At 42.9% G+C, this 25,721-nt stretch carries 20 protein-coding genes; 5 read left to right on the forward strand and 15 right to left on the reverse strand.

The annotated features are described in order from the left end of the window. Window positions 1-3 precede the first annotated feature (3 nt). The 3 genes from yddG to zntR form a co-directional block, all read right to left on the reverse strand. Window positions 4-882, reverse strand: coding sequence for an aromatic amino acid DMT transporter YddG (yddG, locus tag QV280_RS11975; RefSeq protein ID WP_367869623.1), 879 nt, complete (start codon window positions 880-882; stop codon window positions 4-6). Between the two features lie 118 nt (window positions 883-1,000). Further along, a complete protein-coding gene (locus QV280_RS11980) occupies window positions 1,001-2,278 on the reverse strand; it encodes an SO_0444 family Cu/Zn efflux transporter (protein ID WP_216643783.1) in 1,278 nt (425 codons plus the stop codon). Further along, window positions 2,275-2,703, reverse strand: coding sequence for a Zn(2+)-responsive transcriptional regulator (gene zntR / locus QV280_RS11985; protein WP_023405468.1), 429 nt, complete (start codon window positions 2,701-2,703; stop codon window positions 2,275-2,277). The genes QV280_RS11980 and zntR overlap by 4 nt, the downstream gene beginning before the upstream one ends. A 435-nt stretch (window positions 2,704-3,138) precedes the next feature. Here zntR and purH point away from each other — a divergent pair, with 435 nt between their 5' ends. Both purH and purD read left to right on the forward strand, forming a co-directional pair. Then, a complete protein-coding gene (gene purH, locus QV280_RS11990) occupies window positions 3,139-4,731 on the forward strand; it encodes a bifunctional phosphoribosylaminoimidazolecarboxamide formyltransferase/IMP cyclohydrolase (protein ID WP_152822286.1) in 1,593 nt (530 codons plus the stop codon). A gap of 93 nt (window positions 4,732-4,824) precedes the next feature. Then, window positions 4,825-6,114, forward strand: coding sequence for a phosphoribosylamine--glycine ligase (gene purD / locus QV280_RS11995; protein WP_021714635.1), 1,290 nt, complete (start codon window positions 4,825-4,827; stop codon window positions 6,112-6,114). Window positions 6,115-6,215: 101 nt separating this feature from the next. On the opposite strand, the gene QV280_RS12000 is transcribed toward purD, so the two are convergent. After that, a complete protein-coding gene (locus tag QV280_RS12000; protein ID WP_152822284.1) occupies window positions 6,216-6,911 on the reverse strand; it encodes a DUF1481 domain-containing protein in 696 nt (231 codons plus the stop codon). 39 nt (window positions 6,912-6,950) lie between these two features. Further along, complete coding sequence (locus QV280_RS12005; RefSeq protein WP_021714637.1) at window positions 6,951-7,223, reverse strand: HU family DNA-binding protein; 273 nt, start codon at window positions 7,221-7,223, stop codon at window positions 6,951-6,953. A gap of 261 nt (window positions 7,224-7,484) precedes the next feature. Here QV280_RS12005 and QV280_RS12010 point away from each other — a divergent pair, with 261 nt between their 5' ends. Then, window positions 7,485-8,603 (forward strand): CNNM domain-containing protein, encoded by a 1,119-nt coding sequence (locus QV280_RS12010; protein ID WP_152822282.1) that lies wholly within the window; start codon window positions 7,485-7,487, stop codon window positions 8,601-8,603. A 69-nt stretch (window positions 8,604-8,672) separates the two neighbouring features. Here QV280_RS12010 and QV280_RS12015 read toward each other — a convergent pair whose 3' ends face one another. After that, window positions 8,673-9,260: a YjaG family protein gene (locus QV280_RS12015; protein WP_023405464.1), complete on the reverse strand. Its 588-nt coding sequence runs from the start codon at window positions 9,258-9,260 to the stop codon at window positions 8,673-8,675. A gap of 79 nt (window positions 9,261-9,339) precedes the next feature. Here QV280_RS12015 and QV280_RS12020 point away from each other — a divergent pair, with 79 nt between their 5' ends. Next, window positions 9,340-10,266, forward strand: coding sequence for a D-2-hydroxyacid dehydrogenase (locus QV280_RS12020; protein ID WP_152822280.1), 927 nt, complete (start codon window positions 9,340-9,342; stop codon window positions 10,264-10,266). Window positions 10,267-10,342: 76 nt separating this feature from the next. Here QV280_RS12020 and pyrE read toward each other — a convergent pair whose 3' ends face one another. Both pyrE and rph read right to left on the reverse strand, forming a co-directional pair. Beyond that, complete coding sequence (gene pyrE / locus QV280_RS12025; RefSeq protein WP_021714641.1) at window positions 10,343-10,984, reverse strand: orotate phosphoribosyltransferase; 642 nt, start codon at window positions 10,982-10,984, stop codon at window positions 10,343-10,345. A 113-nt stretch (window positions 10,985-11,097) separates the two neighbouring features. Then, on the reverse strand, window positions 11,098-11,814 hold the full coding sequence (gene rph / locus QV280_RS12030; protein WP_023404626.1) for a ribonuclease PH: 717 nt from the start codon (window positions 11,812-11,814) through the stop codon (window positions 11,098-11,100). Window positions 11,815-11,961: 147 nt separating this feature from the next. Here rph and QV280_RS12035 point away from each other — a divergent pair, with 147 nt between their 5' ends. After that, entirely contained in the window at window positions 11,962-12,828 is an 867-nt protein-coding gene (locus tag QV280_RS12035) for a YicC/YloC family endoribonuclease (RefSeq protein ID WP_152822278.1), read from the forward strand. A gap of 84 nt (window positions 12,829-12,912) precedes the next feature. On the opposite strand, the gene QV280_RS12040 is transcribed toward QV280_RS12035, so the two are convergent. From QV280_RS12040 to QV280_RS12070, 7 genes are all read right to left on the reverse strand, one after another. Further along, the gene (locus tag QV280_RS12040) at window positions 12,913-16,053 is read right to left on the reverse strand and encodes a DUF3427 domain-containing protein (RefSeq protein WP_152822276.1); all 3,141 of its coding nucleotides are present in this window, start codon (window positions 16,051-16,053) and stop codon (window positions 12,913-12,915) included. 93 nt (window positions 16,054-16,146) lie between these two features. Next, window positions 16,147-16,218 (reverse strand): SEC-C metal-binding domain-containing protein, encoded by a 72-nt coding sequence (locus QV280_RS12045; protein WP_152822441.1) that lies wholly within the window; start codon window positions 16,216-16,218, stop codon window positions 16,147-16,149. Between the two features lie 53 nt (window positions 16,219-16,271). Further along, a complete protein-coding gene (locus tag QV280_RS12050; protein WP_152822275.1) occupies window positions 16,272-17,582 on the reverse strand; it encodes a type II toxin-antitoxin system HipA family toxin in 1,311 nt (436 codons plus the stop codon). Then, a complete protein-coding gene (locus QV280_RS12055) occupies window positions 17,572-17,862 on the reverse strand; it encodes a helix-turn-helix domain-containing protein (RefSeq protein ID WP_152822273.1) in 291 nt (96 codons plus the stop codon). Before QV280_RS12055 ends, QV280_RS12050 begins: the two co-directional genes overlap by 11 nt. A 176-nt stretch (window positions 17,863-18,038) precedes the next feature. Then, window positions 18,039-18,464, reverse strand: a complete 426-nt coding sequence (locus QV280_RS12060; protein ID WP_152822271.1) for a hypothetical protein — start codon at window positions 18,462-18,464, stop codon at window positions 18,039-18,041. Window positions 18,465-18,924: 460 nt separating this feature from the next. Continuing rightward, entirely contained in the window at window positions 18,925-19,338 is a 414-nt protein-coding gene (locus tag QV280_RS12065) for a hypothetical protein (RefSeq protein ID WP_152822269.1), read from the reverse strand. Continuing rightward, complete coding sequence (locus QV280_RS12070; protein ID WP_152822266.1) at window positions 19,329-25,652, reverse strand: RHS repeat-associated core domain-containing protein; 6,324 nt, start codon at window positions 25,650-25,652, stop codon at window positions 19,329-19,331. The genes QV280_RS12065 and QV280_RS12070 overlap by 10 nt, the downstream gene beginning before the upstream one ends. Window positions 25,653-25,721: the final 69 nt, after the last annotated feature.

Consider the following 25,721-nt stretch of genomic DNA (forward strand, 5'->3'; position numbering starts at 1 on the left):
AATTTATTGGGTCACTCGCCAACAAATCAAAGAGCCAATAACCACCATCACTACCCCTTGCCAAAAGCTCGCCGATAACGCGACCCCGAGAATGATTGAGGAAAACAAAGTCGAGAAAATCGGGGTAAAGTACGACAAAGTAGCAAGCAACAACATGTTGCCCTGCATTATGCCACTGTTCCACAAACCATAACCGCTAGCCATAATGACCGCAGCGAGCAATAAGTAAAAGGTCGATTCGAGATTAAACGACAATGCAGGCTCACTAGAAAATGCATAGCGAATCCATAACACGCTTGCCGTCATAGCAAAGAATAAAGTAATCGCATTTTTACCCTGCGACAGTCGTTTCGTAATGTTGCAATAAATAGCCCATAAGAACGCGCCAATTAAAGCCATCGCATAAGTGGCAGGATTGCTTTGTACATTCTGTGCCAGTTGCGAAATCGATAAAGATTGATCGCCCGTTATCGCCCATGCCACGCCAATAAATGCCAACGCCACACTAGGATAAACCCAAGGATTGGTTTTCTTACTACTGCTTATTACTGCAATCAAAACCGTTAACGCAGGCCATAAATAATTAATTACGGCCATATCTAGCGCTTGTTGTCGGCTATTTGCCATCCCTATCGCTAAAGACAAGCACACTTCATACGCGGCAAATAAACCACCTGCCACCAGCACATACCGCTTTGATAAGGTTTTTAGCTGTGGGCTTCCTACTACGCAAATCAACACTAGCGTCGCCACAGTGTAAATACTGGCCGCGCCGCCAATAGGCCCTAACAGCTCTGCCACCTTACGGGCAATGCCAATAACACAGCTCCACAACAAAATGGCGGCAATACCGTATAGGGTGTATTTATGTGCTTGCAAAATTCATCCTCATTATTTGAGTCAGTATCTTAATCAATATTGATACGACTGCCAGCATAAATCACCAAGCATAAAAAAGGCCTGCATGTATGTGCAGACCTTATTAATGGGGATAGCTAAATTAATGTGCTAGAGAGCGATTCAACAACGTTCTTTTGGCTTTATTTAAGTAATGACGCAACATCAACAGCGCTAACACCACCGCCGATGAAATGCTTAACCAATGCGGTAGCACTTCATGTTCACCAGCACTTAGCGGTTGCACAGAAAATCCGTATGCTGAAACCAGATAGTCCGTAGCCAAACCAAACACTATCGCAGTCCCCACAACGCCGACCACGTAGGCAAATAAAGAACGCTTACCTAGCTCTTTGCCTACCACACCTAACGTCGCAATATTGGTTGCAGGTCCTGCCAACATGAACACCAGTACCGCGCCAGGACTGATGCCGGACATTAATAAGCCAGCGGCAATCGGCGTGGATGCTGTAGCGCAAATATACATAGGCACACTAATAACCACCATCAACAGCATGCTCCAAATGGTGCCGCCCCACTGTGCTAGAAAATCAGTTTCTATATAAGTTTCAATTAATGCTGCAAAAAACAAACCGATTAATAGCCAAGTGCTGATGTCTTTAACTAGGTCAGTGGCTGCAAAGCTCATTCCTGATTTCAATTTGCCTAATGCCGATGAAGAAGCTGGCGACTTAGAACAGCAAGAGCTTTGCTGTGTTGAACAACAAGATGACGTAGCAGGTTTAGGCTCTACTGGCTTAGGTTTAGAAGAGCAACACGATGTTTGCGTTGTAGAGCAACAAGACGATACTGCTGGCTCAGCCTTTACGGGTTCAGATTTAGCAGAACAACATGATGACGTGCTAGAGGTCGGTACTTTCGCAGCATTTGGCTTTATCGCATTCACCGCAAAGCCCGCACCTTTATTTGCCACAGGTTTTAAATTACTTGCTGTCAGGGTTGGTTTTACTTTATCAGCATGCTGATCTTCTTTACCTACCAATAGCCCCGCCACAATCGCACTGCAAATGGCGGCGATAGGGCGAATGATCGCCATAAATGGCCCTAATAAAGCGTAAGACACCGATACAGAATCAATGCCCGTTTCAGGAGTTGCCACTAAAAATGAAGTGGTCGCGCTTTTCGATGCACCGCTACGACGTAAGCCAAGAGCGGCAGGAATTACGCCACACGAACAAAGTGGTAAAGGTGCGCCAATAAACGCCGCTTTAATTGTTGTCTTCGCCCCCTTGCCCCCTAAATGCTTAGCCAGCAAATCAGTAGGAACCCACTCTTTTAACAGACCTGCCACCAATAAGCCCAATAGAATCCAAAAGCCGGACTCGATAAACAAATCAATAAAGTTATTTAATAAACTCACTTCGCTTCCTCATTTACATCACAATCAGCGCTGTCTAGCGCCTCTAAGATACAACAGTGAGTGGCTGGCTCGTCGCCACCACAACAAGATGCGCTCAACTTACTTAGTGAGCTTTGAAAAACTTGCAGCTCTTTAATCTTCTCTTCTACGTTAGCCAGTTTAAGATCCACAATGTCTTTGGCTTCATGGCAACTGTAGCTATCACGATCAATTTGAATAGAGAGCAAATCGGCTATTTCGGTTAAGGTAAAACCAATTTTCTTAGCGCGTATGATAAAGCCCAGTCTATTGGCATCTAATGCGGTATAGACTCGATAGCCACTGGCATTGCGCGAGCTCGGCTTTAAGATGCCGTGCTTTTCATAAAAGCGTAATGTGTCTGGCTTGATATCAAATAACTTTGCCAGTTCGCCTATTTTATACATCCCTTTCTCACCAAATTTCCGATTAACTCTATAAGTATAAACCTTAGATGTAACTCCAAGGTCAAGCAAAGACTGCATCATTATTTGCAATAATGTTTAAGTTATTTTTTCTTCACTCTGAGCGCCAATAACGGCAAAGAGACAGTTTTTTGACAATAAAATGCAAATGCCAAACGATTGCGCGAGCTTTTTAGTAAATTATTCGATAAAATACGCGCCATTCAAATTGATGAATTTTTACTCGCGAAAGGTTTTTGTCAAAGTGGTTTAACAGTCTTCATCCAGACTCGACTTTAACAAACATCTTTTCATCCAACTTGATTCCAAAATCAGCAGTGGTTATGAAGATGCACCCTGTAATCAAAATTATGATTCAGAGCTTCTTTTTACTCTGTCGATAGCGGATACATTTAAGTACTTGAGGAATATGGAAGCATGAGTAACGCTCGCCCAATTCGCCGCGCTCTTATCAGCGTATCTGATAAAACTGGCATCGTAGAATTTGCTAAAGCCCTAGCTGAACGCAATGTTGAACTTCTTTCAACTGGTGGCACCGCTCGCCTGCTTGCTGAGCAAGGCCTAGCTGTGACTGAAGTGTCTGACTATACTGGCTTCCCAGAAATGATGGACGGTCGTGTTAAGACCCTTCACCCTAAAGTACACGGTGGTGTACTAGGTCGTCGTGGCCAAGATGATGACATCATGGAAAAACATGGTATCAACCCTATCGATATGGTTGTTGTTAACCTATACCCATTTGCTGAAACAGTAGCAAAAGAAGGTTGTACTCTGGCTGACGCTGTTGAGAACATCGATATCGGTGGTCCAACAATGGTTCGTTCTGCGGCTAAAAACCACAAAGACGTGACTATCGTAGTAAACGCTCACGATTACGAGCGCGTGATTACTGAAATGGACGCAAACGACAAGTCTCTTACTCTAGAAACTCGTTTCGACCTAGCTATCTCGGCCTTTGAGCACACCGCTTCTTACGACGGCATGATCGCAAACTACTTCGGCACTATGGTTCCATCTTACGGTGAGAACAAAGAAGGTGACCAAGAGTCTAAATTCCCTCGTACGTTCAACCAACAGTTCGAGAAGAAACAAGACATGCGTTACGGTGAGAACAGCCACCAAGCAGCCGCATTCTATGTCGAAGCAAACCCTGAAGAAGCATCGGTTTCTACCGCGCGTCAAATTCAAGGTAAAGCACTTTCTTACAACAACATTGCAGATACTGACTCTGCACTTGAGTGTGTGAAAGAGTTCGACCAACCTGCATGTGTGATTGTTAAGCACGCTAACCCTTGTGGTGTAGCACTAGGCGAAAACATCCTAGAAGCTTACGACCGTGCATTCAAAACAGACCCAACATCTGCATTTGGTGGCATCATCGCCTTCAACCGCGAACTTGATGCAGCGACTGCAACTGCAATCACTGAGCGTCAATTTGTTGAAGTGATCATTGCGCCTTCTGTTTCTGCTGAAGCAGTAGAAATTGTAGCGGCTAAGAAAAACCTACGCCTTCTAGAGTGTGGTGAGTGGACAACTAAGACAACTGGCTTTGACGTGAAACGCGTTAACGGTGGTTTGTTAGTTCAAGACCGCGACCAAGGCATGGTGTCTGAAGCTGACCTTAAAGTAGTATCAAAACGCCAGCCAACGGCTGAAGAGCTAAAAGATGCACTGTTCTGCTGGAAAGTAGCAAAATACGTGAAATCTAACGCGATTGTTTACTCGAAAGGTGACATGACTATCGGTGTCGGCGCAGGCCAAATGAGCCGCGTTTACTCTGCAAAAATTGCAGGTATTAAAGCGGCAGACGAAGGTCTACAAGTTGAAGGTTGCGTAATGGCATCAGATGCATTCTTCCCATTCCGCGACGGTATCGACGCGGCGGCAGAAGCTGGCATTAAATGTGTTATCCAACCGGGTGGCTCTATGCGTGACCAAGAAGTTATCGATGCCGCTGACGAACACGGCATGGCGATGATCTTCACAGGTATGCGTCACTTCCGTCACTAATTGTTCTGAGTTTTCTAGACGATTAGCAATGTAATTAAAATTAGCCTCTCAGATTTGAGAGGCTTTTAAGAATTTAAAAGTTGAGGATTAAACATGAACGTATTAATCATCGGTGCTGGCGGTCGTGAGCACGCTCTAGGCTGGAAAGCCGCGCAAAACCCAAATGTTGAAACTGTTTTTGTTGCACCAGGTAATGCTGGTACAGCGCTAGAACCAAAACTTGAAAACGTAAACATTGGCGTTGAAGATATCGCAGCTTTAGTGGCTTTTGCCAAAGAAAAAAGCATCGAGCTAACTATCGTTGGCCCTGAAGCACCATTGGTTATCGGTGTGGTTGATGCCTTCCGTGAAGCCGGTCTTCCTATCTTTGGCCCAACTCAAGCAGCAGCTCAGCTTGAAGGTTCAAAAGCGTTCACTAAAGATTTCCTAGCTCGCCATAAGATCCCTACGGGTTCTTACGCTAACTTCACTGAAATTGAACCAGCACTTGCTTACGTACGTGAGCAAGGCGCACCAATCGTAGTGAAAGCTGACGGCCTTGCAGCAGGTAAAGGCGTTATCGTTGCGATGACTCTTACTGAAGCTGAAGACGCAATCAAAGACATGCTAGCGGGTAATGCCTTTGGTGATGCCGGTAGCCGCGTTGTTATCGAAGAGTTCCTAGAAGGCGAAGAAGCGAGCTTCATCGTTATGGTTGATGGCTCTAGCGTACTGCCTATGGCTACTAGCCAAGACCACAAACGCGTGGGTGACAAGGATACAGGTCCTAACACTGGCGGTATGGGTGCTTACTCTCCAGCGCCAGTAGTCACTCCAGAAATCCACAACCGCATTCTTGAAGAAGTCATCTACCCTACCGTGCGCGGTATGGATGCAGAAGGTGCTCCTTACACTGGTTTCCTATACGCAGGTCTAATGATTGATGCTGACGGTACACCGAAAGTAATCGAGTACAACTGCCGCTTTGGTGACCCAGAAACTCAACCTATCATGATGCGTATGGAATCGGATCTTGTTGAACTTTGCCTAATGGCAATTGACGAGAAACTGGACGAAGCCGAATCTAAATGGGACCCTCGCGCTTCTATCGGTGTGGTTCTTGCCGCTGGCGGATACCCTGCTGACTACGCAAAAGGCGATGTGATTTCTCTACCTAGCACTGAAGTTGAAGGTCAAAAGATCTTCCATGCAGGTACGGCAAACAACGAAGCGGGCGATGTAGTGACTAACGGCGGACGCGTACTTTGTGCTACAGCGCTAGGTAACAGCGTTTCTGAAGCTCAACAGCGTGCTTACGAACTAACTAAACAAGTATCTTGGGATGGCATGTTCCATCGCAACGATATTGGCTACCGCGCGATTGCTCGCGAACAGCAAAAATAGTCTCGCTACGCTAAAACGACAAAAGCCACTTCATTGAAGTGGCTTTTTTAATAAATGATGCTTTGCAATCAAGCGTACTCGAAAATTCGCGACGCTAACGGCTAACTTTCTAAGTTAGGCTTCTCAATACAATCTACATTGCCGTGTTTCAGTATCAGCAATTTATCAACTACGATTTTTTTGCTCTGATACTCACCGACAAAGGCGGCAAAGTTTTCTTCATCTTTTAAGCGATCAATCACTACCGTAGGTAATTTTTCTTTCAGTTCAATATTATTGAATGCACGACCTTCACAAGTCATAAAGACTCCGCGCTCCCAGTAACCTTGAATCAACTCGACCCCTTGTTTTTGTTGCACCTTACTGGTACTCACCAAATCGTTGGCTTGTTGTTTCACTTCATCGATTTGGGTTTTATCCATCGGGATGACTTTGCCATTAAGACGTAAGCGTTGATATACCGCCTCGCCATTGCCACTAAAGCGCAATGTCATTTGATAAGGAACGAGTTTGTCTGTGCTGGTGAGTCTTTCACCGGTGCGGATAATTTCTTGGAGATTATTATCGCCCCAAACATAATGACTTTTGTACCAAGTCTTATCTTTGAAAGTCACACTATCTGAGCTGGTCTCTGGAGAATTGACGCGTTGAGTTAACCAGTACAGAGCTGTTTTTGAATCGTCAGCATAACCGCCTGAATATTCAGTAAGTGAACTTGCTTGACGCAATGGAGTTGTAGCAGAAGAGCAACCCGCTAGGGTTAAAATAGCTAAAGCAGAAGTAATGAGGTGTTTCATAAAAAATACGCCGAGCGATGACACTCGGCGTATTTTACATTAATTAACTGAATCTTTCAGTGCTTTCCCTGCTGTAAATGCAGGAACATTTGCCGCTGCAATTTGAATCTCCTCACCAGTCTTAGGGTTACGACCAGTGCGTGCGTTACGATGAGATACTTTAAATGTACCAAAACCAATTAGTTGAACTTGGTCGCCTTCTTTAAGAGCACCAGTTACGCCTTCTAAAGTCGCTTCAAGAGCTGCTTTTGCTTGAGCTTTTGACAAATCTGCTTTTTCTGCAATTGCATCGATTAATTGGGTCTTGTTCATTAGGGTTTCCCTTCTAAAATGTTTGAGAACAAAGCCACTCTAAATCATAAAGGCTCCATCTGGCAAAGGGTTGCAGGCGATCTTTAGGTTCAAGCGAACACTTTTTGACTCATTCTGCAATTCAACTCACAAATTCACCACCATCATTTGGCTCGATGCTTGTATTTTCAACACTTAGCACCTACTTACAAACTATCCATTGTTGATAATAGCGAACCACCGCATAATCAACTTGTTTAATAAATAATCACTTAAGGTTCTATGTTACTTCTTACAATTTATGTTTCTATCGCCATTGGCGTTTCATTCATCTGCTCAGTGTTAGAGGCTGTTCTGCTGAGTATTTCGCCAAGCTACATTGCGCAATTGAGACAACAAGGTCACCCGGCCGCGAACCGATTAACCAAACTAAAATCCGATATCGATCGTCCACTTGCTTCTATTCTTACCCTAAATACCATTGCGCACACTATAGGCGCGGCGAGCGCAGGTGCTCAAGCCTCCATCGTGTTTGGCAGTGAATGGCTTGGTGTTTTCTCTGCGGTACTGACTTTGGGTATTTTAGTACTCTCTGAGATTGTGCCAAAAACCATAGGCGCAACTTACTGGCGTCAACTGGCCCCTATCTCGGCAAATATTTTAAATTGGATGGTTTGGGGTCTAAGACCCTTTGTCTGGTTTTCTGAGCAAATCACAAAACGTCTATCGCGTGGCAATGTTGAACCTAAGCTACGTGATGAAATGTCCGCAATGGCAATTTTGGCAGAAGAGTCGGATGAGTTTGGTGAAGACGAAACGCGCATTCTCAACAACTTGCTTAACCTGCCAAATGTGTCCGTGACCAAAGCCATGACTCCAAGACCAGTAGTGTTTCGTGTTAATGCCGCTCTTTCTATTAATGAGTTTTTAGACAAGCACCAAGAAACGCCGTTTTCCCGACCTTTGGTGTATGTGGAGCAAAAGGACAACATTTGTGGCTTTGTGCATCGATTAGAGTTATTCAAACTACAACAGCAAAATAAAGGCACTGAGCTTTTGGGCAATGTGATGCGCCCTATTCATGTGTTTTTGAATAACAGCACTTTGCCTAAAGTCTTCGCCAATATGTTGGCGCAAAGACTGCACATTGCGCTAGTGGTTGATGAGTACGGCACAGTGCAAGGTATTGTGACCTTGGAAGACATTTTTGAGTTTCTATTGGGGCAAGAAATTGTCGATGAAGCCGATAAAAACCGCGACATGCAGCAAGTGGCTCACGACCGCTGGGAGCAATGGACCAAAAAACATGGCGTGATCATCAACAATGATGACGAAGAACCAAATCCAGAGCAAAACAAAGAACAGCCCAACTCAGCACACTCTGATTCGACCGATAAATAATAAACCCAATAATAAAAACGGGAGCCTGATTAGGCTCCCGTTTTTGTTGGATACTTTGGAACAGTCAGCTTAAAGCTGTACACCAATATTACTGATGCCATCATCACGCAGTTCTGCGCGTAAATCTTTGATCAGTTCAATATTACGTTCGGTGCATTCACGTAATGGGCGCGCAATGGCCCACTGCACATCCCACTCTTCACAAACGGCTTCATTTTGTTTTTGGTTGTCGTTAGTAATTTCGTCACTGCCTTGCGCCACTTCAAGATCGGCCACTGTCATCACAGACTGCTGACTGATGTTTTGTACCGCTTCGGGTAGCAAGTCACGATCTAATAGCGCATGAATGAGCTCAGCAAGCCCCATACAAGCATCGATAGCAGGGTAAACACCGTAAAACTCAAACTCATCAGCGTTGGGAACCAGTTCTTCAAGCTTCTCTAATTGGCGCTCAAAGTTTACTTTGGCACTCTTTACGGTAAGCAATTCCCAAATGCTATCGAGAATATCTCGGTAGATTCGTGCCTCGGCAAATTCCGTTGTTTGACAAAACATGGCATAGTTTGGATACATACGTTCACACAAACTGACCATAAAAGTGATTTGTTGCCAAGGTTCTAGTTTCTCAATACGAACCTGAAGAGGATTCTGTAACATAACGACTCACAATTGTGGGAAAACAGCAAAAGTGTACTTGATAACACCCAAATAACAAAGAAACAGGGACTGGCTTTCGATGAAAACTGCTACTCAATACCTTTATGTCTTGTCTAAAAACAAGTCTGAGTATCTAGAATTACTCAAAAATGCTGATTTACCACAATTGGAAATCACCGAAGATCTTTCATTAGCCAACATTCTATTGGCCTCCCCACCTATGGCGGCCAAGGTCATTGACCAGTGTCCCAAACTAGAATGGGTGCAATCCATCTACGCCGGTGTCGACCCTCTCACTCAGCAACCGCCACGTGATGACTACTTGCTAACTAACGTAAAAGGCATATTCGGCCAACCGATTAGTGAATACGTACTGGGTTACTCTATCGCCCATTTTCGCCACTTTGATATTTACCAACAGCAACAAAAACAGCAGTTGTGGCAACCTCATCCTTATGTGTGCTTAAACGAAAAAACATTGGTGATATTAGGTACAGGCTCTATCGGTGCGCATCTTTCAGTAGCGGCCAAAGCCTTTGGCTTAACTACTATTGGGGTGAACTCTAGCGGAAAAACACCAAGCGAGGGACAGTTTGATCAAATACTGCCAATCGCAGAATTACATCACGCCTTGAGCTTGGCGGACATTGTGGTATCAGTATTGCCAAAAACAGCGCAAACCAAACAAGTGCTCAATAAAGAGAGTTTAAGCCACTGTAAACAAGCCTTGTTATTTAATGTCGGACGTGGAGATGCCATTGACTCACAAGGGTTACTCAGCGCTTTAGAGGAAGGCCACCTAGAACATGCCTTTTTAGATGTGTTTGTAAACGAACCCATTTCTCAGCAATGCCCTTATTGGCAAAACCCAAAAGTTACCGTGACTCCGCACAATGCGGCGCACAGTTTTCCGTCTCAGGTAATGGGGTTGTTTAAAGACAATTATCAGCGTTGGCTCGAAGGTAAACCTTTGCTGGCTATGGTTGATTTTAATAAAGGTTACTAAAACGAAAAAACGCCACGATTGTGGCGTTTTTCATTATATCTTAATGCTTTATTACTGTGCGCTTGTAAGCAAAGACTTACACGCCGTATTGAGCACGGTAAGCTTTTACTGATTCAAGTTGCTCAGCATTATCACCCTTCTCTTCTAGGAAGGTAATAAGGTCAGTTAGGCTGACAATAGAGATGATTGAACAGTTAAAATCACGTTCAACTTCTTGGATAGCCGAAAGCTCGCCTTTGCCTTTTTCTTGACGATCAATGGCAACTAATACGCCAGCCAGATCAGCGCCGTTGGCTTGGATGATTTCCATAGATTCACGGATAGCAGTACCTGCAGTGATCACATCATCCACTAGCATAATGCGACCTTCTAGTGGGCTACCGACAAGGTTGCCACCTTCGCCGTGATCTTTAGCTTCTTTACGGTTAAAGCAGTATGGCTTATCAGTATCATGATGATCTGCTAGTGCTACTGCAGTGGTAGTAGCAATTGGGATGCCTTTGTACGCAGGGCCAAATAGCACATCATAATCAATGGCAGAATCAGCTAGTGCGGCGGCGTAAAAACGGCCTAAACGTGCCAAATCACGACCAGTGTTAAACAGGCCAGCGTTAAAGAAGTAAGGGCTAGTACGGCCCGATTTTAGAGTAAACTCTCCAAACTTAAGAACTTGTTTCTCAAGTGCAAACTCAATAAATTCACGCTGGTATGCTTTCATTCTTTTCTCTCTTATTAGGGTCTAAATATTTCTATACTTAGTGTTATTGATATTAATGAACACATCTCCAAATGGAGATAAAAAAATAGCCCCGCTAGGAGCTATTTCAAAAACTATTCTGCCAGTGCCGCTTTTTGCACTTCGATGATATCCGCAATGCCCTTTTGAGCCAGAGCCAATAATTCCATCAATTCTTCATGCGAGAACGGTTCGCCTTCGGCTGTGCCTTGAACTTCAATCATTTTACCTTCTTCGGTCATAACGACGTTCATGTCAGTATCAGCCGCTGAGTCTTCTACATACTCAAGGTCACAACGCCCTTCACCTTCAACAATACCCACAGATACCGCTGATACATGGCCTTTCATAGGGTTCGCTTTTAGCTTGCCTGCTGCAACCAATTTTTGGAACGCATCTGCCATAGCCACGCTAGCACCAGAAATCGAAGCAGTACGTGTACCGCCGTCAGCTTGGATTACATCACAATCTACTGTGACCATGATTTCACCCATCGCTTCTAGATCAACCACAGCACGTAGGCTGCGAGCGATCAGACGTTGGATTTCCATAGTACGGCCGCCTTGCTTGCCACTGGCTGCTTCACGACGGTTACGAGTATGAGTCGCACGAGGTAACATGCCGTATTCCGCAGTTACCCAACCTTTACCTTTGCCTTTCAACCAACGAGGTACATTCTCTTCAACAGAGGCATTACACAATACCTTGGTATTACCAAACTCCACCAATACAGAACCTTCTGCATAAGCGGTGTAGTTGCGAGTCATTTTAATAGGACGAACCTGATCTACTGCACGATCGTTTGGACGCATTGAAAGTCACCTAAATTATTGGGTATGAAATTGATCGAGATTATATAGCATCATGAAACAGGATGCGACTTTAGGGAGTCGCTAGGTTTTGTGCTAAGATTGCCCGCAATATAGACGCACACCGATGTGATGAATAAAGGTAATTCAATGATCTACAGCATGACCGCTTACGCGCGTAAAGAAGTGAAAGGCGATTGGGGTAACGCAGTATGGGAAATCCGCTCTGTGAACCAACGTTATTTAGAAACCTATTTCCGTTTACCTGAGCAGTTCCGTGGCCTTGAGCCTATCCTTCGCGACCGCTTTCGTAAGCGTTTAGCTCGCGGTAAGGTGGAATGTCACCTACGCTTCGAAGCAAACCCAAGCGCTAAAGGTGAGCTAAGCATCAATGAAGACCTAGCACAACAAGTCATCAATGCCGCTAAACAAGTAATGGAAATGACCGGTGAAGACAACCGCATCAACCCATTCCAAGTGATGCAATGGCAAGGCGTGATGGAAACACCAGAGCAAGACATGGACAGCGTAAACAAAGATCTGTTAGCGGGCTTTGAAGATGCCATCGCTGACTTCCTTGACGCTCGTGCAAGTGAAGGCGAAAACATGAAAGCGTTAATCGACCAACGCTTAACTGCCATCACCGACGAAGTGGTTAAAGTGCGCGCTCGCATGCCAGAAATCCTACAATGGCAACGTGACCGTCTACTGAACAAATTTGAAGAAGCCTCTATCGAACTTGATTCATCTCGCGTTGAGCAAGAACTTATCGTTCTAGCACAAAAATCTGACGTAGCAGAAGAACTAGACCGCCTAGACTCTCACGTAAAAGAAACCACCAGCATTATGAAAAAAGGTGGCGCAGTAGGCCGCCGTCTAGACTTCATGATGCAAGAATTCAACCGTGAGTCGAATACGCTAGCATCTAAATCGATTAGCACGGATATCACCGCTTCTGGTGTTGAACTTAAGGTGTTGATTGAGCAGATGCGTGAGCAGATTCAGAATATTGAGTAATTGAATCAATAGCTAAAAGCGGGGTCAGGTCTTGAAATTTGCAGATGCAAATTTCAAGACCTGACCCCGCTTTTTATTTTTAAATTATCCCACCGCTAATTTTGCAGCTTGTTGCCACATGAAGTTTGGCATGGCATGCCTTAATCTCCATGTGATACTCATAGGTTGTGAACCTGTGTGACTGACATAGTCAACTTCCCCATAATTCACGAAGCCCATGGTACGACCGTACTGATCGTTTATTTGCTCACGCACGAATAAGAACAAGCGTTTTTTATTCTGTCGGTGCTGTATGTAACTTAACCCTTTACCGCGGTCTGGGCGGGCTCTATTTTGAGATTGCCAATGGAATAAGTGCTCATTAATCGCATAATCATGATACATAGTTGTAGGTGAAAACTGCTTTCCTTCTTTTTCCAACGTCACAAATAGCAGTTCAATGTTCTGTTCTTTAAGATCAAACACGCCCTCTCTTGCTTGAGGTTTTCGTTCAAACGTTATCGCCCCAAAAGCTACCAAAATTTGTTCGCGCGCATACCGAGCATGTAACTTTAAAGGCACACTTAGTAAATCAGAAATAGTTAATTGTTGATATTTGGTTTTGTTCAATAACCAATCTAAAACACTCGCAAGCTCAGACGCGATATCTAGCTTTCGCAAAGAAGAGAAGCTCTCGGCTAATGACTCAAACCCTACAGTAGACCCTGTGTTTTGCCAGAAATCGTAGTGGCACATAAGTGCCTGCCGATAATTATTTTCCGGTAACTCAAAATTGGTAAGGCAGAGGTGTTTTAAAAAGCTCAAATAATCATGATCATCACAAGCTAAAATACGATTAAAAACCGCTTTTTGAAACATCTTCCAATGTAGGTTATTTGATGAAGACTCGCTCACTTTATCTTGTGATCTCTCAACTAGCTCCTCCCAACAACCTCTTTTATACATATCGTTCAAATCAACATGAGGGTGTTGGATTAAAAAGTTAGATAGAGTCAAAGGTAACTCTGAGTGTTGCGGGTACTGCCTAATCATACTCATCAAACGAACTAGGTTCATAGATGCTTGTTTAATATTTCGCAATACCATAGCTTGAGTTTGTTTAGTCAACTCGATACGACAACCCAGAGGTGCATCAGGAAATCCTTGCTTAATCTCATCAGTAATTGCTCGTTTACTTTTTCCTACGAGAGCTCTAAATTTATTAGCAAAATCATATTCAGGACGAGAATTACCCACAAAATCTAAAACCGTACAACACTCTTTTCCATCTGCTAGTCTCAAACCTCGACCGAGCTGTTGCAAAAATATAGTCAAACTCTCGGTAGGTCTTAAAAAAAGCAAAGTATCCACTTCTGGAATATCGACACCTTCATTAAATATATCAACAACGCAAAGCACATTAATGTCACCAATACGTAGACTTTGCTGCTTTTGTTGGCGCTCATCACTATTATCGCTTGTTAAGATATCGGCTTTAATTCCCTTCAATAGGAATTGCTGAGTCATATATTGAGCATGCTCACAGCTCGCACAGAAAGCCAATGCTCTCATACCGCTTAAGTCTGTAATGATCTCTTGTAGGCTCAGTAATATCTTATTAAAGCGACTTTGATTGTGAGTATAGACATTGGTAAGTTGTGCAATATCGTAGCGACCACGACTCCAAGGGATTGTCCTTAAATCTGTATCGTCATCGATCCCAAAGTATTGAAATGGACAAAGGTGACGTTGATTAATGGCTTCGGGTAAGCGCAATTCAGCGGCTATCACGCCACCAAAATCACTTAAGATATCTCCGCCATCATGGCGCTCAGGGGTGGCAGTTAACCCAAGTAAAATATGCGGTTGAAAGTGTTTTAATATTGCTCGATAGCTACTAGCCGCGATGTGATGCACCTCATCGACAACGATATAATCATAGTAATCTGAGGTGAGATTTAACTGTTCAATATTTCGGTTAAATGTTTGCACTGACACAAATAACTGGCGGTAGTGTTCAGGTTTGTAATTACCAACCCAAAGCTCACCAAAATCACTGTTTCTCAGTACACCACGATAGGCAGAGCAAGCTTGCTTTAGAATCTCTTCTCTATGTGCAATAAACAAAAAAGTAGCATTAGGGTTTTGTTTTCTAAAACGAGCGAAGTCAAATGCAGAGATTAAGGTTTTTCCTGTCCCTGTAGCCGCCACGACAAGGTTCCTAAACCGTTTATGAATGCTTCGTTCGACAGCTAATTGTTCTAATATGTCGTTTTGATGTGGAAAAGGGGTGATATCAAAAAAGTGAGAAACTTCTTTATGGGTTTCGCCTCTCTCCTGCTTTAAAGCATGCTTCAGTTTTTCGACACTTACCGTATCACCAGTAAAAACTTCAAAATCATGGGATGCCCAGTACGTTTCAAAGGTGCTTAAAGACTTTTGAATAATATGAGGTATCTCTTGTGAGGTAATTTTTAAGTTCCACTCTAATCCATTGGTTAAAGCCGAATGGGATAAATTGGAAGAGCCTATATAACCGGTGTGATAACCCGTATCGCGCAAAAATAGATAGCTTTTCGCATGCAAACGTTCGCGAGTGGTATTGTAACTGAGCTTAACTTGGGTATTAGGTAGGCTCGCCAAATACTCTACCGCTTTAGCATCTGTCGCCCCCATGTACGAAGTAGTGATAATTTTAAGTTCACCACCACTATTGGTAAATGCTTCCAACTCTTTGCGAAAAATGCGTATCCCTGTCCATTTGATGAATGAGACCAACCAATAAATTTTATTCGCAGACAAGATTTCTCTTTTTATCTCAGACTCTAGAGATAGACCCGCATTACTTCCACAGAAAAGCTCACTTTGAGTTAGCCCAGTCAAAGGGAATATATCGTCAATGTAGTTCTTTAGATCCGCAGAAACAGGGTTCTCTAGTTCATACAGAGCCGTTAAGATTTTCCCCTGACTATTGAGTAAGTTATCTTCTATCAGATCTTTGTCTTGAATCTGCTCTTTTAGCCACAAAAGCAGTTGATTAGAGAGTGCTATTTGATGGTGTAATCTCTCATCACTAGCAGGCACTGCATCAATCGCATATTCAATAATTTGCGATAAAAAACGCGAAAGCCAAACCGATGCCTCTGCTCCATCTAACGCGCGTTCACCAACATAATAACGTTCACGATCTACTCTATTTTCTATCAATTGAGTAATGAGTTGTTCATAAATGCCAATCTGTTGCATGCGTTACTTCTATCTCTATATTTTGATTTATTACACCAGGTTGCAATCGAAGAAGCGAATCTAATCTCATGACATATCGTGATTAATTGCGCCTCAGAGCAAACAACAGCGTTTGTACTTTTGACCAATACCACAAGAGCAAGGTTCATTTCGACCTGGTTTCATGCTTTATCTACTTGCTTTATTTATCCTAATCCTACGTCTTAAAAAATGTCACCTCAGGCAAAGAGTGCGGCATTTTCCTGCTTACGCTCTGTGAGCGTTTTCTCAATCGCTAATATTGTCGTCTTGCTAACCGCATATTGCTCGGCTAAATACGTAAACTGACTAATGGCATCAACCACTTCTTGAATGCATTGTTGCGCATCTTTCCAAGTAGCAAAGCCTGCACTGGTAGCTAACTTTTGTATCATTTTTAGTGGTGGCGCCTTTCCATATCCAGCAAAGGCGGTGGCATGCTCATTAAAGGGATGAGGGCTAAATGTCACATCGTAAAATGGTGCGGGTTGCCAACTGCCATCATCGTCTTGTAAAAAGCCCCAGTTTTTACTGTGATCGTCTTGGTTCGCGGCGAATAAGTTAAACATTGCGCGACGAAACTGAAGCTGCCCGACAGCTGGTGACTTGCACAGTTGACGACTAGCTTTAATCAGATCGCTATAGTCTAAGCTAGGGCTTCTGAAGTCGGCATCTAATAAGCCACAAGCACTGTGCATATGTAAGCGCCCTGCTTTATCCGGATCAGGTAAATAATCAAAACGCTTTAATGCTAACCAAGCTTTAGCTCCGCTACTTATTGGGGCTTTAATTAACTGCCAAATTGGTGGCTGGCATTTTGCTTGTTCAGCCATTTCTAAATAGACGGCTTCACACAAGCCTTCTTCATGACCCAACGCCAAGTTCTTGGAGGTAAATTTAACGAGCCATGCTTCATCGCCAGGTTGTGCATAGGTACGACATTGCGTCGTATCTCCAACTGGCATATAGATTTGTGCTTTAGGACGAGCACCACCAGAGCTTCCAACTGCAACCAAGGTTGCTAACACTTGCTGAGTGCTACCATCTAAATCGTCAGAGAGAGCTTGGTCAAACAATGTTTGTGCTTCGAGCCCAAGAGTTGCCAAGTCAATGTCTGAACGCTGGGTTAATGAGAGCTCAGATACAGGGGTAAAAGACAATGCCCCCACACCTTGTTGCCCAACAAACGCCAGTCTATCCATTGCTGTTACTTGCGCTGGCAATATACCTTGTTGGCGAAAGACGCGATCTTGCAATAACAACCCCCAACCATCGGGAAGGCTGTCACCAAAAACACCATGAATACCTTGATGAGGATCTTTCGGTGCTTGCTGTAATCGCGTATCACCTTGAAGAGTAAAAGGTGATAAATTGCCAAATCTACTTAGATAGCTTTTATCATATTGAAAGAAAACACCTTGATGGTTTTGTGCTAGTACACCCACCGATACGATTTCTCCCGTTGTGAGAGTTCGTTCCACATTCAGCTTTTGAATGGATTTAAAACTCATCTTTAAGTACCTCTTCGATACTGGTTGGTAAAGTGGAACGATCAGTAGTTACTTGTGTCAGTTGATAAAGTCTGTCTAATGAATCCAGCGATTGCCATAAAAGCAATAGTTGGCGAAATGAGATTTGCCCAGTGAGTTCAAATTTTTTAATTGTCGAAGCAGGTACACAACTACGTAGGGCAAGTGCCTCTCGCGATAGCTTCGCTTGCTTACGTAATCTACGCAGGTGAATAGCAAAGGCTTGACTTACATCGGCATCATCTAAAAGCAAAAAGTTCATAAGCAACTCAAATGGACACAATAATATCCATTATAGCGCCAAAGCCTTAGTTATGGACACAATAATATCCATTAAGCATAAAGAATAGCCACATTACTGGGTAAGGTGCTAAAGCGGGGTCAGGTCTTGAAATTTGCACGCAAGGGAACTTGCGTGCAAATTTCAAGACCTTACCCCTAGTGACTAAATCTCTTACTAAAAGTAATCACGTTTGGAATTAATCCAAACGGTTCAGGGTTTAGACTGACAAACATCAAAGACCACTTATTATTGTTATCTAGATATAGTTGTAGCCGAAGAAAGGTTGCTCCTTTCTCATAATTAACCGCCACAAAGGCAATAGAAACTCTAGGAGTTACCTCCTCTATTGCTATCGTATCGTAAGAGATTGGCTTTCCATATCGTGATTCATAGCGTTTCAGAGTATCAATAACAGGTGCAGGTGCATCGCTGAATGGAGACCAATACTTAGCTGTCTTTTCAGCTGAATGAGTGAAGTAATAACTCACTTTATCATTCACTAATTCTTTTACAGAATCAGAAGCGAGGGTGAAAGGCGAGAAATTCATGATGAACAATAATGTAATTACTCTTAATGACATATTGATCCTATATTTAACCTAACGAAGTAATATTTGCTTTTTCTTATTAAAAATAGTATCTACAAAGCAAAGAATAAAATACTATACCCTTTCAATAACCAGTCGCTTATAAATCTATACACTTATGACTTCATTCACATACTCATATTAATAAATTTCATCTGTGTAAGACAAAAAATAGAAGTATTATCACTTACGTTTATAACCATAAAACAAAAAATAACAACTCATGATAATAAAGACTATATATTGAATAAAAGAAGCTATATATGGCATTTCCCAAGCTTTATATTTACTTCGATCCAATGTTTCACCGGTAACAATTAATTCATATAACTGAGAAGCAATAAAGAATATTGTTAAAACTAACAACATTCTAATTAACACCAATTTGTTAGCGGATACATAAATTACAGTAAGTTTCATATCGTCAAAATAACCTTTAGTAATAATAGGAAAGTCATTCACAATTCAATAAATCAAGATCATAAATTACATTTTCAGGAACTTTATCTACTGTTGCCAAGTTAATCCTCCATTGAGCATTCTTCTCTTTATAAACCAGTAGTTTTAAATACGCTGCACCTTTCTCTAGGTTCATTTCAATATATATGTAGTTTGAACGATTAGAGATCTTTTTAACCAATAAAATGCTGTGTTCTTCATACCTGCCAAAAGTATCCTCTAGACCTTTTATGTATTTATTAAATTCAGGGGGTGCACTTCCAAAAACCTTTTCACTTGCTTGGAGTAGAGGAACTCCAATGAAGTTATTCATTTTCCCACTGATATATTTTTCTATTGACTCATCAGCTTGCCCTGTTCCTGAAAATCCAAATAGAATAAACATACATAAAAATTTAATTAACGGCATAATGCAATTTCTCCCCTTTTAACACTATTTATAGAATCACCAACACTTGACAGGCCATCTGAAAACAAACCATCTACTTTCGATTTTGAAATTCCTGACTCTACTCTAATAGGAGCTGACAATCCGATGTCCAACCCAATATCAACTCCGTAAGACTTTCGTCCATCACTATCGATACTAATTTCACCACCTCCAATAGGGGAACTAGCTACAATACTTCCATCAATCCCAACGCCTTCAAGATCTTTTACATTATCAATACTAGGATGGTGCTCAATAGATATTCCTACAGATACTCCAAGTGACGCACCAGCACTCACACCAGTTTCATTGTATGAATATGCCTCATAATCCCCCGAGTCACCTTGTATTATTGCTACGCCTCTTTTTTCATACATCTTAACTCCAGCACCAAATTCAACTTTTGCTGCCACAATCGTAGTCGCTAATCCAAATGGGTCCACGTACCCCAACGGATTACCACTCACATAACCATAGGACATTTGTTGGTTAGGATCACGTAGCAGCATGTCGGTATTAAGGCTGGTTGCTTTTATTAGCTCATGTTGAATTTCAGTCGGGAGGTATGTGTCCTTTAAGCTCCAGTAGTCTGGCTGGATAAAACGACTGCTGTGCGGGTTGTACCAACGGGCGTCTAAGTTGACTAGTCCTGTGCTGCTTTCGGTGTACTTGCCTGTGTATTGATATGGCATTAGTTGACCTAACTGCTTGTTCGCATTAACACCCGCATTGGCTTTCCAAAAGGTTTTATCATTGTGCTTACGATAGGTTTGACCAAATGGGCTGTAGCCTAGTCGCATAGCGGAAGTGCCAGTGCTGTCTAACACGTGAATAGTGCTACCTAAGCGATCATGATGATTGTAAAGGTGTCTGGTATCTGCACCCTTAGTGCCACTCGCTTGCACTAGGCTTGATGCTGAATCATATAGAGATTGATGCAGCACTTTGCCATAGGGGAGATTTGAATCAGGTAATAGAGTCAGGGATCTAAATGAAGTAAACCCTGCACCGTTATCTTGCCACTGGCCTTGCTCTTGGCGACCGTCATAATGACTATATAAAGTGGTTTGATTGAGTTGAGCTGACTGATTAGAGTTACCGTTTTGCTTGATGGCAGTTTGGGCTGTGCGCACCGTCTTCACTCGGCGGGATCTTGCATCATATCCATACTGAACACTTGAACCATCGGGGTTTATCACTTCAGTCATTCGGTTTAGCGGATCATGCTGATAGCTCTGCACTTCATAGCCATTGCTAACACTCGCTAGGTTGCCATTGGCATCGTATTGATAAACAAAGTTATGAGAGTCGCTTGAGTCATCATTTTCACAGCTATTATCGTCACAAGAAAAGCCCGGTAGTCTATGCCCTTGCATCTCGACTAACTGATTGGCTTGGTTATAACTGTATGTATAGGTGGTTGTTTTGGCCTGCTTTTGCGTAAGATTCCCTACATCATCCCAGCTAAATTCGATGTCGTCTTGATTGGGATAATCAGCGCTGATGATTCGATTGACTTGGTCATATTCAAAATAAGCCCATTGATCACTATCAGCGTGTTCAGTCTTCCTATTTTGTGCGGTGACATTACCCGCGCCGTCGTATTGATAACTAAGCACCTCGATGGTGTTCCAAGTGTCTCGCCAGCGATTACCTTTATATTCTTGCTGTTCGATAACAATACTGACAATTCGACCGACTGCATCATATTCTAAGCTTCGGCGGCTTCGGTTTGGGTAATCAATCTGTTGAAGTTGACCGCTTGCATCGTAACTAAGCTCAAAAGCAAGATTGCCGTCAGCCGTATTACGTTCAAGCCTTACTATTTTCCCCTCTGCATCGCGATGATAATAAACACCTTCATCATCACTAACTTGGCTATAGGTTCTTTCTCCAAGCGCATTGTATTCATAGTTAAAACTTTGCCCTAGCTTGTGATTATCAACCTGAATTAATCGCCCCGCAGGATCATAGTGATAATTTTCTGCTAACTCAGGGCCATCAATATTGGCAAGACGTCCTAGTCCATCGTAGTTCAATACCTCACTATGCCACTGCCCTTGATGGGCGTATTGACGTTCAGTAACATGACCTCGCTGATCATATTGAAACTGGATATCGGTATTTTGTTCAGGTTGATAAACATGTGTTACCTGCCCAGCTAAATCATAGTCATAACGCCACTGCTCACCCAATTCGTTGGTAAAGGTGGTTAACCTTGCCATATCGTCATAGCTAAATGACTGCTGAGTCCCTGCTGCCGAAGTAATGCTTGTTAACTTATTTGCGGCATTGAACGCATATCGAGTGACACTATTATTTGCCTGTTCTATCTCAGAGATATTGCCGAACCCATCGTATTGATAACGGGTTGTCTGATTGAGTTGGTTGGAATAATCCGTCACCTGATTACGGAAATTGTATCCCCAACGCTCACTGGCATTGAGCGCGTTTGTTTGATGGGATGTCCGCCCAAGTGCATCATATTCAAAATGGGTTGTGTGACCTAACGAGTTGGTTTGAGAGATCAATTGATCAAAAGCATCATATTGTTGCTGAGTTTCTTCACCTAGACGGTTGGAGATAGTCATTGGCCTACCGGCATTATCTAAGCGAATATGAGTCATATTGCCAGCCGCATCTTTGGCGCCAATCAAGCGACCTAATGAATCTAATAACCTATGCTGAGTATGGCCGAGTTGATTACTACTCGATGTGAGTCGCCCCATTGCATCGTATGCATATTCAGTTGATGCGTGATGCCCGTTTTCGGGGTCAATAACTTGAACAATTTGGTTATCAGCGTTATAGGTGTAATGCCAACGATAGCCGTCAGCATCGGTATAACTCACTATATTATCATTGGCGTCATACTTCCAAGACTGTTGATGTCCAAGGGGATTCACTTCGGATACTTTCCTGCCTGCCATATCATAATAAAACTGATAAGAAGCGCCGTCAGGCATCGTCATTGAACTTAATAATCCTAAGTCGTTATAACGGTATGTATTAGCGCTACCAAGGCGATAATAAGGCAGTTGCTCAGTCAACAATCGTCCTTCACCATCGTAGGTAAAGTAACTTTCTCTAGATTGCTGTCCTTGGGTTGTGACTATTTCAGCGGTCATCAATCCTGCAAGATTGTAATGCCTCAATACCTGACTGCTATCTGGATAGATAATGGATGAAAGTAAACCCTGCTGATTATATTCAAACTGCCAACTTTGCTCAGCCGCATCCTTATATTCAATTAAACGTCCAAGCAAGTCGTAGACTTTGTTACTTTGGCGATGGTTACCAAGCAACATAATGCTTTTGTCTGTATCAGATTGAATTTGTGTGACCACTAGCTGACTCGCTTGCTGATCGTATTGCCACTGAGTTTGCAGCCCTGATTTATTGATGTGTAAAGTTTTACGCCCTAACCCATCATATTGAAATTGCTCAACACCTCCCTCAGAGTCTGTAATTAAGACAACCTGACCGAACACGTTGTATTCAAATAGATATTCGCCACCACTGGCGTCGCTATACAAGGTTGGGAGGCCTTGCCAATTATAATCATGTCGAATGCGGTCTTGAGTGCTATTCGGCATTGATATTGATAGAGCAAGCCCCAATGAATTTGGCGTAAAATATGTAGCATTCCCATTGCCATCGTTACTTTCAATGATGTGCCCAAGTTCGTTATATCCATATTGCTTTACATACGCCGCCCGCTCATGATCGTAAGTGGCATACGCTCTTCCCGCATCATCATAATAATGCTCAACTACATTCCCAATTGGGTTAGTAGTGGATTGCAATTGGCTGTCAGGGTAATACTGAAAGTGAGTCGTACCTCCTAAACTATCGGTTTCCGCAATGCGATTACCTGATGCGTCATAGGCATACGATTTACTGACGTCTGTATCATTAATAGAAGAGTGAATTAACCTATTCCGTGAATCATATTGGTATTGCCACACTGCGCCATGCGGAAGCGTCACCGACACTAAGTTATTTTCTGAATCATAGCGGTACTGAGTAAGATATTCGGTCTCTCCAGTTAAGGAAGGCATGAGCACTTTCTTGGTAGCAATTTTATTTCTTGGCGTGTAAGTCAGATAGGTTTTAACACCGGAGAAGTCTTGCCGGTAAGTGAGCAAACCGTTGGAATTGTACTGCATGATTGACTCACGGCCTAACGGATCAATGATGCGTGTCGGTGAGTCTAAATCTCGACCGTCGTCACTGTGGTATTCATAATGTGTAACGCGCCACTGCTGCTGGGGAAGAGCGCGAGATCCTTCTGCAACTTTTAATATTCGGCCTATTTTGTCAAATTGTGTTTCTCGAATGTATCTTTGCTCTACGGGTGTTTGAGGATCAAATTGCTCAATGCGAATTGGGTATCCTAAATCGTCATACTGATATTCAGTGTAATTACCCACTTCATCGATGCGTCGAATCAACACGTTATCAAGCCAATGCTCTTCCACCACCGAGCCATCCGCTAATTCAATGCTTTCTACTCGGCCAGTGTTGTCATAAACAAACTGCGTTTCATCGCCAATATTATTAATCGTTGACAGTACTCTGCCCGCGTCATCCCGCTCTATATCTGTGCTGCGCCCCATTGGATCAGTTGTCGATATTACGCGGCCGTGCAAGTCATAACTGTAGAGAGTGGTGTGCCCCAATTCGTCATATTCAACTATCAAGTTACCTTTATCATCGTACACCTTGTGAATTTCACTTCCGTCAGATTCATATGCTTTAGATGAAATCTGATTGTGTGCGTTGTACTGATAACGAGTGCGGGTATTGTTTCGGTTTATCACTGTGGTGGTTCGATTTGGAAAATCATACTCGTAGTTAAACTGATTACCGGAAGGATCTATCTGAGTATCAACCACCGTTTTGTTGTCTTGCTGGCGATAAAGATAAAATGCGGTATTACCTTCACCATCGGATTTCAGAGTTAAGGCTAAGGGATTATCTTGATAAGCGTATTGGTAATGATGTTTAGCGCCATTGAATTGCACAACATCACTCAGTTTCCCAAATTGATACGTGTAGCTATGTGTTCGCTCTTCTTGATCGATAATTTCCGTTAAGCGACCATCAGTATAAGTAAAGGAAAGAGCCCGTCCCAACTCATCAACCATACGTATTGGCTGTTGCTGACTATCTCGATAAATAGTCACGCTACGGCCATCATTTTGATGTACTTTGACTAAGAAGCCTTGGTAGTTGTATTGATAGGTTACGCCCTTGGGAGTAGAGACAATAAAGAACCCGTTTTCATCAATTTCTAAGTGGGTATTGTGCCCTATAATCGGTGTGATGTTTGACGTGGAAGGCTCAACACTAAACAGCTTTCTACTGCCATTAGGAGCGACCCATTTTAACTTATGTAGCCCAATCTCATACTCAATTGGATAAGCTGTATCCACTACGTAGCGGTTACGTTCTCGATAATAATTCGATTGTTGATGCTGGCTTGTTAACTCATTAATCTTTGTTTGAATCTGATCTCTACTCGCAATATAAATTGTCCGCTGCGCCTGAAGCTCAGAAATGGCCGCTGATAATCGCTGCTGTACTTGCTCTTCATTGTAAGCAAGGCGACCTGTGAAAGAGTTGCTTAATTTATCAATGCCTTGGTCAATGCCATCGATAATCGTTTGGTACTGATTGACTGAAGCTTGGTTTAATTCAATTAAAGGCTGTATATCAACATCTACACCCCAAATAATTCGGCTATCTAAAGAAGAATGCCAACCCGCACCTAGCGACCATGCAGAGCCTTGGCTGATACGATGCTGTCTAACTAAAGAAAATACCGGATGGGTATAGTCAATCTCACGTGTTATTTTGCACCCAGAGTACAATTCAACAGGACAATCACTTTCGTCCCCTTCTGCACTCGCTTCACTGGCTTGTTGTTGCTGTTGTTCATTATCGCTTTGTGTATCTGCTGTTTGAGTATCGGCTGCATCCGCATTTCTGTCTGCCTCCAATCCAGCAGCATCAGCAGCGTCTATAGTAGTGTTGGTAATGCCCGAAATTGCGGATTCAATGGCAGCTCTATCTACATCAACAGGATCAGGGGCAAAGTCATCATCAAGATCGCCTCCATTGTTATTGCTGTCGTCATCATCGTTGTCTGGAATATTAGGCTCATTAGGCCCGTTACACGACAGCGCGCCCTGACATTCAGTTAATACTGATATTTCAACAGCATATGCACGCTTGTCTGAATACTCTAATAGGAAAAAAACAACCAATAATCCAAACAGTTTTCTCATACCCTACCCAACACAATCCAATGATTTGCTAGTCAGTGTATGAAGCGAGGAATAATTGCAGGTTTGATA

The organism is Vibrio sp. B1Z05, from assembly GCF_052955985.1.

What these genes read in the sequence shown, in the direction of transcription:
- QV280_RS12065 (WP_152822269.1), bottom strand. Translation starts at nt 19,338, where the DNA reads ATGCCGTTAATTAAATTTTTATGTATGTTTATTCTATTTGGATTTTCA.
- QV280_RS12055 (WP_152822273.1), bottom strand. Translation starts at nt 17,862, where the DNA reads ATGAACTTTTTGCTTTTAGATGATGCCGATGTAAGTCAAGCCTTTGCT.
- QV280_RS12070 (WP_152822266.1), bottom strand. Translation starts at nt 25,652, where the DNA reads ATGAGAAAACTGTTTGGATTATTGGTTGTTTTTTTCCTATTAGAGTAT.
- QV280_RS12035 (WP_152822278.1), top strand. Translation starts at nt 11,962, where the DNA reads ATGATCTACAGCATGACCGCTTACGCGCGTAAAGAAGTGAAAGGCGAT.
- QV280_RS12020 (WP_152822280.1), top strand. Translation starts at nt 9,340, where the DNA reads ATGAAAACTGCTACTCAATACCTTTATGTCTTGTCTAAAAACAAGTCT.
- purD (WP_021714635.1), top strand. Translation starts at nt 4,825, where the DNA reads ATGAACGTATTAATCATCGGTGCTGGCGGTCGTGAGCACGCTCTAGGC.
- QV280_RS12015 (WP_023405464.1), bottom strand. Translation starts at nt 9,260, where the DNA reads ATGTTACAGAATCCTCTTCAGGTTCGTATTGAGAAACTAGAACCTTGG.
- QV280_RS12040 (WP_152822276.1), bottom strand. Translation starts at nt 16,053, where the DNA reads ATGCAACAGATTGGCATTTATGAACAACTCATTACTCAATTGATAGAA.
- pyrE (WP_021714641.1), bottom strand. Translation starts at nt 10,984, where the DNA reads ATGAAAGCATACCAGCGTGAATTTATTGAGTTTGCACTTGAGAAACAA.
- zntR (WP_023405468.1), bottom strand. Translation starts at nt 2,703, where the DNA reads ATGTATAAAATAGGCGAACTGGCAAAGTTATTTGATATCAAGCCAGAC.
- QV280_RS12060 (WP_152822271.1), bottom strand. Translation starts at nt 18,464, where the DNA reads ATGTCATTAAGAGTAATTACATTATTGTTCATCATGAATTTCTCGCCT.
- QV280_RS12005 (WP_021714637.1), bottom strand. Translation starts at nt 7,223, where the DNA reads ATGAACAAGACCCAATTAATCGATGCAATTGCAGAAAAAGCAGATTTG.
- QV280_RS12010 (WP_152822282.1), top strand. Translation starts at nt 7,485, where the DNA reads ATGTTACTTCTTACAATTTATGTTTCTATCGCCATTGGCGTTTCATTC.
- QV280_RS12050 (WP_152822275.1), bottom strand. Translation starts at nt 17,582, where the DNA reads ATGAGTTTTAAATCCATTCAAAAGCTGAATGTGGAACGAACTCTCACA.
- purH (WP_152822286.1), top strand. Translation starts at nt 3,139, where the DNA reads ATGAGTAACGCTCGCCCAATTCGCCGCGCTCTTATCAGCGTATCTGAT.
- rph (WP_023404626.1), bottom strand. Translation starts at nt 11,814, where the DNA reads ATGCGTCCAAACGATCGTGCAGTAGATCAGGTTCGTCCTATTAAAATG.
- QV280_RS12000 (WP_152822284.1), bottom strand. Translation starts at nt 6,911, where the DNA reads ATGAAACACCTCATTACTTCTGCTTTAGCTATTTTAACCCTAGCGGGT.